At 68.3% G+C, this 9,190-nt stretch carries 7 protein-coding genes; 2 read left to right on the top strand and 5 right to left on the bottom strand.

The genetic code is table 11. From position 1 onward, the window contains the following. Positions 1–151: 151 nt before the first annotated feature. The 5 genes from QQK43_RS21960 to QQK43_RS21940 form a co-directional block, all read right to left on the bottom strand. Positions 152–397 (bottom strand): formate dehydrogenase subunit delta, encoded by a 246-nt coding sequence (locus QQK43_RS21960; protein WP_234262968.1) that lies wholly within the window; start codon positions 395–397, stop codon positions 152–154. 62 nt (positions 398–459) lie between these two features. Continuing rightward, a complete protein-coding gene (fdhF, locus tag QQK43_RS21955; protein WP_284309477.1) occupies positions 460–3,357 on the bottom strand; it encodes a formate dehydrogenase subunit alpha in 2,898 nt (965 codons plus the stop codon). Positions 3,358–3,379: 22 nt separating this feature from the next. Continuing rightward, positions 3,380–5,011, bottom strand: coding sequence for a formate dehydrogenase beta subunit (locus QQK43_RS21950; RefSeq protein ID WP_234262965.1), 1,632 nt, complete (start codon positions 5,009–5,011; stop codon positions 3,380–3,382). Beyond that, on the bottom strand, positions 5,008–5,505 hold the full coding sequence (locus QQK43_RS21945) for a formate dehydrogenase subunit gamma (RefSeq protein WP_234262964.1): 498 nt from the start codon (positions 5,503–5,505) through the stop codon (positions 5,008–5,010). The genes QQK43_RS21950 and QQK43_RS21945 overlap by 4 nt, the downstream gene beginning before the upstream one ends. A 37-nt stretch (positions 5,506–5,542) precedes the next feature. Beyond that, positions 5,543–7,216, bottom strand: coding sequence for an OFA family MFS transporter (locus tag QQK43_RS21940; protein ID WP_234262963.1), 1,674 nt, complete (start codon positions 7,214–7,216; stop codon positions 5,543–5,545). Between the two features lie 203 nt (positions 7,217–7,419). Here QQK43_RS21940 and QQK43_RS21935 point away from each other — a divergent pair, with 203 nt between their 5' ends. Further along, positions 7,420–8,568: a substrate-binding domain-containing protein gene (locus tag QQK43_RS21935; protein WP_234262962.1), complete on the top strand. Its 1,149-nt coding sequence runs from the start codon at positions 7,420–7,422 to the stop codon at positions 8,566–8,568. Then, positions 8,565–9,101: a peptide-methionine (S)-S-oxide reductase MsrA gene (msrA, locus tag QQK43_RS21930; RefSeq protein WP_234262960.1), complete on the top strand. Its 537-nt coding sequence runs from the start codon at positions 8,565–8,567 to the stop codon at positions 9,099–9,101. The genes QQK43_RS21935 and msrA overlap by 4 nt, the downstream gene beginning before the upstream one ends. The last annotated feature ends 89 nt before the right edge of the window (positions 9,102–9,190 follow it).

Genomic DNA, 9,190 nt, shown 5'->3' with positions numbered 1-9,190 from the left:
AGGCCGCCGTGGTCGGGCGCACGCAGGGCGGCCTGCAGCATGGCTTCGAGCGCGGCCGCATCCGGCCCGGGCGCGACCAGCCGTTTGGGCGAGACCGAGCGCCGACCGAGCAGGCCGGCCAGGGCGTCGTCCCGCAAGGCCGGTGCGGCGGTCATCGGCTGGCGGCCGTCGCCGGTTCGAGCGTGTCGCGGTGCGCGATCACCGCTTGCTTGACGATGGGCAGCAGGCCTTCACCGTCATGCGCATCGAGGTGGGCGAGCAGTTCGCGCCGCATGCGCGGTTCCCAGAACTTGCGCAGGTGCGTGGCGATCTCTTTCGACGCCTCTGCCTGGTCGGGCATGGATTCGAAGAACTGGCCGATCCGGTTGGCCATGTGCAGCAGGTTGTGGATGTCCATGGGTCAACGGGCAGAAAGGGGGCGGACGGCGGGCAGGCCGCGGCGGAAGACGCGGGCGGGGGTCATGGGCCGACCGCCTCGGTCTTGCGCCCGCGCCCCTGCGCCAGCAGGTCGAGCTGCTGGCGGTTGAAGTCGGCGTAGCGCTGCTGCCATTCCGACGGCTGGATCACCTTGGACACCTGCACCGCCGTGACCTTGTATTCGGGGCAGTTGGTGGCCCAGTCGGAGCTGTCGGTGGTGATGACGTTGGCGCCCGACTCGGGGAAGTGGAAGGTGGTGTAGACCACGCCCGGTTGCATGCGGTCGCTGACCTCGGCGCGCAGCACGGTCTGGCCGGCGCGGCTGGTCACGCCGACCCAGTCGCCGTGCGCGATGCCGCGCTCTTCGGCGTCGTGCGCGTGGATTTCCAGCCGGTCTTCGTCATGCCACTGGTTGTTGGGTGTGCGCCGCGTCTGTGCGCCCACGTTGTACTGGCTCAGGATGCGGCCGGTGGTCAGCAGCAGCGGGTAGCGACCATTGACCTTCTCTTCGCTGGGCACGTACTGCGTGTTGAAGAAGCGCCCCTTGCCGCGCACGAAGCGGTCGATGTGCATCATCGCCGTGCCGGCCTCGTCGGTGGTCTCGTTGCAGGGCCATTGCACGCTGCCCAGGCGCTCGATCTTCTCGTAGCTCACACCGGCAAAGCTGGGGGTCAGCAGCGCGATCTCGCGCATGATCTCTTCGGGGTGCGCGTAGTGCATGGGGTAGCCCAGCGCGTTGGACAGCTTCATGGTCGCTTCCCAGTCGCCCACGCCGGAGAGCGGCGGCATGACCTGGCGCACGCGGCTGATGCGGCGCTCGGCGTTGGTGAAGGTGCCGTCCTTTTCCAGGAAGGAACTGCCCGGCAGCAGCACGTGCGCGTACTTGGCGGTCTCGTTGAGGAAGATGTCCTGCACCACGATGCAGTCCATGGCCGACAACGCCGCGGCCACGTGCTGCGTGTTGGGGTCGCTCTGCACGATGTCTTCACCAACGCAGTACAAACCGCGGAAGCTGCCGGCCAGGGCGGCTTCGAACATGTTGGGGATGCGCAGGCCCGGTTCGGGGCTGATGTCCACGCCCCAGGCGGCCTCGAACTGGCTGCGCACGGTGGTGTCGCTGATGTGGCGGTAGCCCGGCAGCTCGTGCGGGAAGCTGCCCATGTCGCAACTGCCCTGCACGTTGTTCTGGCCGCGCAGCGGGTTCACGCCCACGCCTTCGCGCCCGACCATGCCGCAGGCCATGGCCAGGTTGCAGATGCCGATGACCATGGTGCTGCCCTGTGCGTGCTCGGTCACGCCCAGGCCGTAGTAGATGGCCGAATTCGGACCGCTGGCGAACAGCCGCGCGGCACACCGCACGTCGGCCGCCGGCACGCCGGTGACGGCCTCGAAGGCCTCGGGCGAGTTCTCCGGGCGTGCCACGAATTCGCGCCACTCCTGGAAGCTCTTGGTGTCGCAGCGTTCGGCCACGTAGGCCTCGTTGACCAGGCCTTCGGTCACGACCACGTGCGCCATGGCGGTGATGACCGCGACGTTGGTGCCCGGCCGCAGCGCCAGGTGGTGGTCGGCGCGGATGTGGGCAGAGTCGACCAGCTCGATGCGGCGCGGGTCGACCACGATCAACTTCGCCCCTTCGCGCAAGCGCTTCTTCATGCGCGAGCCGAACACCGGGTGGGCGTCGGTGGGGTTGGCGCCGATGACCATGATCACGTCGGCCTGCTCCACCGACTTGAAGGTCTGCGTGCCGGCCGAGGTGCCGAAGGTCTGGCCCATGCCGTAGCCGGTGGGCGAGTGGCAGACCCGGGCGCAGGTGTCGACGTTGTTGGTGTTGAAGGCGGCCCGGATCAACTTCTGGACCAGGTAGACCTCTTCGTTGGTGCAGCGGCTGGACGTGATGCCGCCCACCGAGTCCTTGCCGTGCTGCGCCTGGATGGCCTTGAAGCGCTCGGCGGCGAAGCCGATGGCTTCGTCCCAGCTCACTTCGCGCCAGGCGTCGGTGATCTTCTCGCGCACCATGGGCTTGGTGATGCGGTCCTTGTGGGTGGCGTAGCCCCAGGCGAAGCGGCCCTTCACGCAGGAATGGCCCTCGTTGGCCTTGCCGTCCTTCCACGGCACCATGCGCACCACCGTGTTGCCCTTCATCTCGGCCTTGAAGCCGCAGCCCACGCCGCAGTAGGCGCAGGTGGTGATGACGCTGTGCTCGGGCTGGCCGAGTTCGATGACGGTCTTTTCCTGCAGCGTGGCCGTGGGGCAGGCCTGCACGCAGGCGCCGCAGCTCACGCAGTCGCTGTCCATGAAGGGCTGGTCCTGGCCGGGCGAGACGCGGCTCTCGAAGCCCCGGCCCGAGATCGTCAGCGCGAAGGTGCCCTGCGTTTCTTCGCAGGCGCGCACGCAGCGGTTGCAGACGATGCACTTGCTCGCGTCGTAGGTGAAGTAGGGGTTGGACTCGTCCGGCTTCGCTTTCGTGTGGTGGGCGCCGCACACGCCGTCCACCGCCTCACCCGCGACGCCGTAGCGCACGTTGCGCAGGCCGGTCACGCCGGCCATGTCCTGCAGCTCGCAGTCGCCGTTGGCGGCGCAGGTCAGGCAGTCCAGCGGGTGGTCGCTGATGTAGAGCTCCATCACGCCCTTGCGCAACTGCTGCAGCTTGGGCGTCTGCGTGCGCACCACCATGCCGGCTTCGGCCGGTGTGGTGCAACTGGCGGGAAAGCCGCGGCGGCCGTCGATTTCCACCAGGCACAGGCGGCAGGAGCCGAACGGCTCCAGGCTGTCGGTGGCGCACAGCTTGGGCACCTGGATGCCGGCGTCCACGGCGGCGCGCATCAGCGACGTGCCCAAGGGCACGTCGACGCGGTTGCCGTCGATGGTCAGCGACACGGTCTCAAGGGAGCGGCTCGGCGGCGTGCCGTGGTCGATCTCGGGGGTGTGGTGGTGCAACATCGTGGGGCTCCTTCGGGTCGTGTCAGGCGGCTTTTTCGCTCGGTGGGGCGATGCCGAAGTCCTCGGGGTAATGGTCCAGTGCGGAGAGCACGGGGTAGGGCGTCATGCCGCCCATGGCGCAGAGGCTGCCGCCCAGCATGGTGTCGCACAGGTCGCGCAGCAGGTGCACCTGTGCCATCTTGCCCCCTGCAGCTGACGCTTCTCCCCCCAAGGAGGACGCTGCCGCTTGGGAGCGGCCCGGCGCGGCAGCCTTGTTCTGGCCTTGGGTGATGCGGTCGATCACCTCGACGCCGCGCGTGCTGCCGATGCGGCAGGGTGTGCACTTGCCGCAGCTCTCCAGCGCGCAGAACTCCATGGCGTAGCGGGCCAGCGCCGCCATGTCGGCGGTGTCGTCGTGCACCACGATGCCGCCATGGCCGACCACGGCGCCGAAGGCGGCATAGGCTTCGTAATCCAGCGGTTCGTCCCATTTCGATTCGGGCACGTAGGCGCCCAGCGGGCCGCCCACCTGCACCGCCTTGACGGGCCGGCCGCTGCGGGTGCCCGCGCCGAAACCGTAGAGCAGCTCGCGCAGCGTGAGGCCGAAGGCCTTTTCGACCAGGCCGCCCTGTTTCACGTTGCCCGCCAACTGGAAGGGCAGCGTGCCGTGCGAGCGGCCGACGCCGAAGTGGCGGTAGAAATCGGCGCCGCGCGCCAGCACCACCGGGACGGTGGCCAGCGTGATGACGTTGTTGATCACCGTCGGCTGGCCGAACAGGCCTTCCAGCGCCGGCAGGGGCGGTTTGGCGCGCACCACGCCGCGTTTGCCTTCGATGCTTTCGAGCATGGCGGTTTCTTCGCCGCACACGTAGGCGCCGGCGGCCTTGCGCACTTCCAGGCGGAAGGCGCGGCCATGGCCGCAGACGTTGTCGCCCAGGAAACCGGCGGCGGTCGCGCGCCGGATCGCTTCGCGCATGGTGGCCACCGCGTGCGGGTATTCGCTGCGGATGTAGACGTAGCCCATGGTGGCACCCACCGCCAGCCCGGCGATCGCCATGCCTTCGATCAGCATGTAGGGGTCGCCCTCCATCGTCATGCGGTCGGAGAAGGTGCCCGAATCGCCTTCGTCGGCGTTGCAGACCACGTACTTCTGCGCCGCGGTCGCACCGGCCACGGTCTTCCACTTGATGCCGGCCGGGAAGGCTGCGCCGCCGCGGCCGCGCAGGCCCGAGTGCGTGACCTCGTTGACGATGGCTTCGGGGGTCATGCCCGACGCCCGCCGCAAGCCGGCCCAGCCGTCGTGGGCTTCGTAATCGGCCAGCGACAGCGGATCGGTCACGCCCATGCGGCGGAAGGTCAGGCGCTCCTGCAGCGCCAGGAAGGGAATCTGTTCGGTGACGCCGTGGCGCAGCGCATGCGCGCCGCCATCCTGCCAGCCGGCATCGAACAGGGCGGGCACGTCTTCAGGCGCCACGGGACCATAGGCCACGCGGCCGGCCGGTGTGGCCACCTCGACCAGCGGCTCCAGCCAGAACAGGCCGCGCGAGCCGTTGCGCACGATGCTCACCGCCAGGCCGCGCTGCCGCGCTTCGGCCGCGATGGCGGCGGCCACCTCGTCGGCCCCCACGGCCAGGGCCGCAGAGTCGCAGGGCACGTAGAAGGTCACGGCCGTCATGGTGCCACCTCCGCCGTGTCGGCCACATGGGCCAGCAGGCTTTGCAGGCGCGCGGGGGTCACCCGCGCGTGCAGCTTCTCGCCGATCTGCACCGCCGGCGACGAGGCGCACAGGCCCAGGCAGTACACCGGCTCCAGCGTCACCGCGCCGTCGGCGCGGGTGCTGTGGCGTTCGCAGCCCAGCACGCGTTCGGCCAGTGCCAGCAGTTCTTCCCCGCCACAGGCCTGGCAGGCTTCGGCGCGGCATACCTGCACCACCTGCCGCCCGGGCGCTTCGCGGCGGAAGAAGTGGTAGTAGGTGATGACGCCGTGCACCTCGGCTCGCGAGAGGCCGAGCGCGCGCGCGATGGCGGGCACCACGTCGTCGGGCACGTGGCCCAGCGCGTCCTGCACCGCGTGCAGCAGGGGCAGGAGGGCGCCAGGCTGGTCGCGGTGTTCGGCGATCAGCGCGGACACCGTGGCCAGGTCTTGGGCGGAACTGGGAATGAGCTTCATGCGATGCGGGGCCTCGTGGGGCGGCCTGTGGTCGGGGTCAGTGGAAGAACTTGGCGGCGCTCAGCAGGGTGCGGTAGACGCCCCAGGCCAGCGGGACGCCGATGGCGGCCCAGGCCAGCCAGACGAACACCGGGTTGGTGGCGTGGTAGGCCGCATGGCTTTCTCCGACCTCGTTGGCGGCGGCGCGTTCCCGGGCTTTGCGGTTTTCCTGCGCGAGTTCGGCCTCGGTCATGAAATGCTTGTCGGCCACCGGGCGGATCAGCAGGTTGCAGATCAGGCCGAGCACCAGCATCCCGACCAGGATGTACATGGTCTGGTTGTAGACCTGTTCGCGGGGGATGCCCAGACCGAGCTGATAGTCGCGCATGTAGTTCACCACCACGGGGCCCAGAATGCCTGCGGTCGCCCACGCGGTCAACAGGCGACCGTGGATAGCGCCCACCATCTGCGTGCCGAACAGGTCGGCCAGGTAGGCCGGCACCGTGGCGAAGCCGCCGCCGTACATGCTCAGGATGATGCAGAACGCGGCCACGAACAGCAGCTGGCTGCCGGCACCGGCGCTGGCCGGGATGCTGAAGTACAGCAGGCCGCCGAGGACGAAGAAGATCGAATACGTCATCTTGCGGCCGAAGCGGTCGGACAGGCTGGCCCAGAAAAAGCGGCCGCCGATGTTGAACAGGCTCAGCAGCGCGGTGAAACCGGCGGCCACGCCCGCGATGGCGGTGAGCTGGGCCTTGTCGAGCTCGCCGAACTTGGCGGCCTCACCGATGAGCGAGCCGCCGAACACTTCCTGCAGCATGGGGCTGGCCATGCCGATCACGCCGATGCCGGCCGACACGTTCATGCACAGCACCATCCACACCAGCCAGAACTGCGGAATGCCCCAGACCTTCTTCACGTGCACGTGGCCGTGGGTGATCATGGCCTTGCTCTGGCCCTGCACCGGCGGCGTCCAGCCGGCGGGCTTCCAGCCGTGGGCCGGGATGCGGTAGCCGAAGGCGCCGATCAGCATCGCCACGATGTAGAGGACGCCCATGACGACGAAGGTTTCCCACACGCCGACACTGGTCGGGGTGGCAAAGTGCTTCATCAGCTCGGCCGCCAGCGGCGAGCCGATCATGGCGCCGCCGCCAAAGCCCATGATGGCCATGCCGGTGGCCATGCCGCGCTTGTCGGGGAACCACTTGATGAGGGTGCTCACCGGCGAGATGTAGCCCAGTCCGAGCCCGATGCCGCCGATGATCCCCGAGCCGAGGATCATCATCCAGAACTGGTGCAGGTACACGCCCAGGGCCGAGAACAGCATGCCGCCGCCCCAGCAGAAGGCCGCCAGCACGCCCACCTTGCGCGGACCGACCCGTTCGAGCCAGCCGCCCCAGATGGCGGCCGACAGGCCCAGGAACACGAAGAACAGGGTGTACATCCAGCCCAGGGTGGAGATGGTCCAGTCGCACTGGGTGGTGAACAACTGGCCGAAGAAGCCGACCTCCGGCCCGCACTTGATCGATTCCTTGATGCCCAGCGCCTTGGACAGCGGCAGCCAGAACACCGAAAAGCCGTAGGCCATGCCGATGCACAGGTGGATGGCCAGGGCCGCCGGCGGTACGAGCCAGCGGTTGAAGCCGGGTGCTGCGATGATGCGTTCCTTGGAAAGGAGTCCGCCATCGGGATGGTCCAGGGTGCCAGCCCCGGGGATGTTCACTGTTGACATCTTGTCTCCTGCTGAAGGGTTCGTCATTCGGGAGGGAATGCGGCCGGTATCTGCCGGCGGGCGCATATTGGCAAGGGTCGCGCGTTTGCTCAATATGAAGTCCGACGCCCTGTGCAATGGCAGTCCACTTCCTAAGTGATAACCCGGTAAGGTGCGCCAGCCCAGCAATGACACGATCCACGACTTTGACAGATAGACCCACGATGAAGCAGGTTTCCATTCGCCCGGTCTGGACCATCCAGGACCCCGACGGGCCTTCGCTGCCGTCCCGGCTCATCGAACTGCTGGTGCAGGTGTCGGAAACCGGCAGCCTGCTGCTGGCGGCGCGGCAACTGGGGCTGTCGTACCGCCGCGCCTGGGACCTGGTGCGCGACGGGGAAGCTCAATTCCACACCCCGCTGCTGCTGATGGAGCGCGGCCGGGGCTCGACCCTGACCGATCTCGGGGCCCGCATCGTCTGGGCCGACCGGCGCATCCACGCGCGTCTGCGGCCGGTGCTGGAGAGCCTGTCGTCCGAACTGGCCGAGGAGCTGCGCAGCGCCCTGCAGGAAGCGCCGGCGGCGCTGCGCCTGCACGCCAGCCACGGTTTCGCCATCGAGCGCCTGATCGAGCGGCTGGAGCACGATGGCCTCAAGCTCAACTTCAGCTACGCCAGTTGTTCCGCCGCCGCCGCCGCGCTGCGCGAAGGCGAGTGCGACATGGTGGGCATGCACCTGCCCATCGGCGCCATGGAAGCCATGGCCGTGCAGCACTACCGGCCCTGGCTGCAGGGCATGGGCCTGACGCTGGTCCACATCGCCACCCGGCGCCAGGGGCTGATGGTGCGGCCCGGCAATCCCAAGGAACTGTTTGCGCTGGCCGATCTGGCGCGGCCGCAGGTGCGCTTCATCAACCGCCAGTCCGGTTCGGGCACGCGGCTGCTGCTCGAAGGCCTGCTGCAGGCGCAGGACGTCGACCCGATGCAGATTTCGGGCTTCGAACACGGGGAATACACCCACGCGGCCGTGGCCGCCTACGTGGCCAGCGGCATGGCCGACGTGGGCTTCGGGCTGGAGCCGCCAGCGCGCCACTTCCGGCTCGACTTCGTGCCCGTGGCGACCGAGCGCTACTTTCTGCTCTGCCGCAACGATGTGGTGCCCACCGCCGCGGCGCAGAAGGTGTTTGCGGTGCTGCGCGACCCGAGCTTCCAGGCGACGCTGGCCAGCCTGCCCGGCTACGACCCCAGTGCCGCCGGCACGGCGATGCCGCTGGCCCAGGCGTATCCGGCCCTGGCCGAGCCTGTGGAGGTCGCGGAACCCGCGCTCTCGGTGGTGACTCCAAGAACTCCCTCGGCTTCAAGGAAATCGGCATGAATCCATCCACCCTGGTGCTCGGAGGCGGTTGCTTCTGGTGCACGGAAAGCGTCTACAAAGCCGTGCGCGGCGTGCTGGACGTGGAATCCGGCTATAGCAACGGGCAGGCGGCCCAGCCCAGTTACGAGGCCGTGTGCACCGGGCGCACCGGTTGCAACGAAGTGGTCAGGCTGGTGTACGACCCGGCCCAGGTCAGCACCCGCCAGTTGCTGGAAATCTTTTTCGTGGTCCACGACCCGACCACGCTCAACCGCCAGGGCAACGACGTGGGCACGCAGTACCGCAGCGGCATCTACTTCACCACCGAGGAGCAGCGCGCCACCGCGCAGGCACTGATCGACGAGCTGACGGCCGACAACGCCTTCGGCGCGCCGATCGTGACCGAGCTGCTGCCGCTGGCGAATTACTGGCCGGCCGAGGACTACCACCAGGACTTCTTCGAACGCAACCCGTACCAGGGTTACTGCATGGCGGTGGCGGCGCCCAAGGTGGCGAAATTCCGCAAGACCTTCGCGGCGCTGGCCAAGGACTGAGTAACCGTCTTGGAAGTCAAGCGCTGTGAAGCGATTTGTCCCAAGGTTTGCCAGTTCGGACCATGGCATTGAGCGTGGTCAGCAGCTTG

The sequence above is a fragment of the Hydrogenophaga electricum genome (assembly GCF_030160815.1).
GTDB lineage: Bacteria > Pseudomonadota > Gammaproteobacteria > Burkholderiales > Burkholderiaceae_C > Hydrogenophaga > Hydrogenophaga electricum.
This window is presented reverse-complemented; position numbering and strand designations above follow the sequence as displayed.

Coding starts and splice junctions, on each gene's coding strand:
- msrA (WP_234262960.1), top strand. CDS start 8,565: ATGAATCCATCCACCCTGGTGCTCGGAGGCGGTTGCTTCTGGTGCACG.
- QQK43_RS21950 (WP_234262965.1), bottom strand. CDS start 5,011: ATGACGGCCGTGACCTTCTACGTGCCCTGCGACTCTGCGGCCCTGGCC.
- fdhF (WP_284309477.1), bottom strand. CDS start 3,357: ATGTTGCACCACCACACCCCCGAGATCGACCACGGCACGCCGCCGAGC.
- QQK43_RS21940 (WP_234262963.1), bottom strand. CDS start 7,216: ATGTCAACAGTGAACATCCCCGGGGCTGGCACCCTGGACCATCCCGAT.
- QQK43_RS21945 (WP_234262964.1), bottom strand. CDS start 5,505: ATGAAGCTCATTCCCAGTTCCGCCCAAGACCTGGCCACGGTGTCCGCG.
- QQK43_RS21960 (WP_234262968.1), bottom strand. CDS start 397: ATGGACATCCACAACCTGCTGCACATGGCCAACCGGATCGGCCAGTTC.
- QQK43_RS21935 (WP_234262962.1), top strand. CDS start 7,420: ATGAAGCAGGTTTCCATTCGCCCGGTCTGGACCATCCAGGACCCCGAC.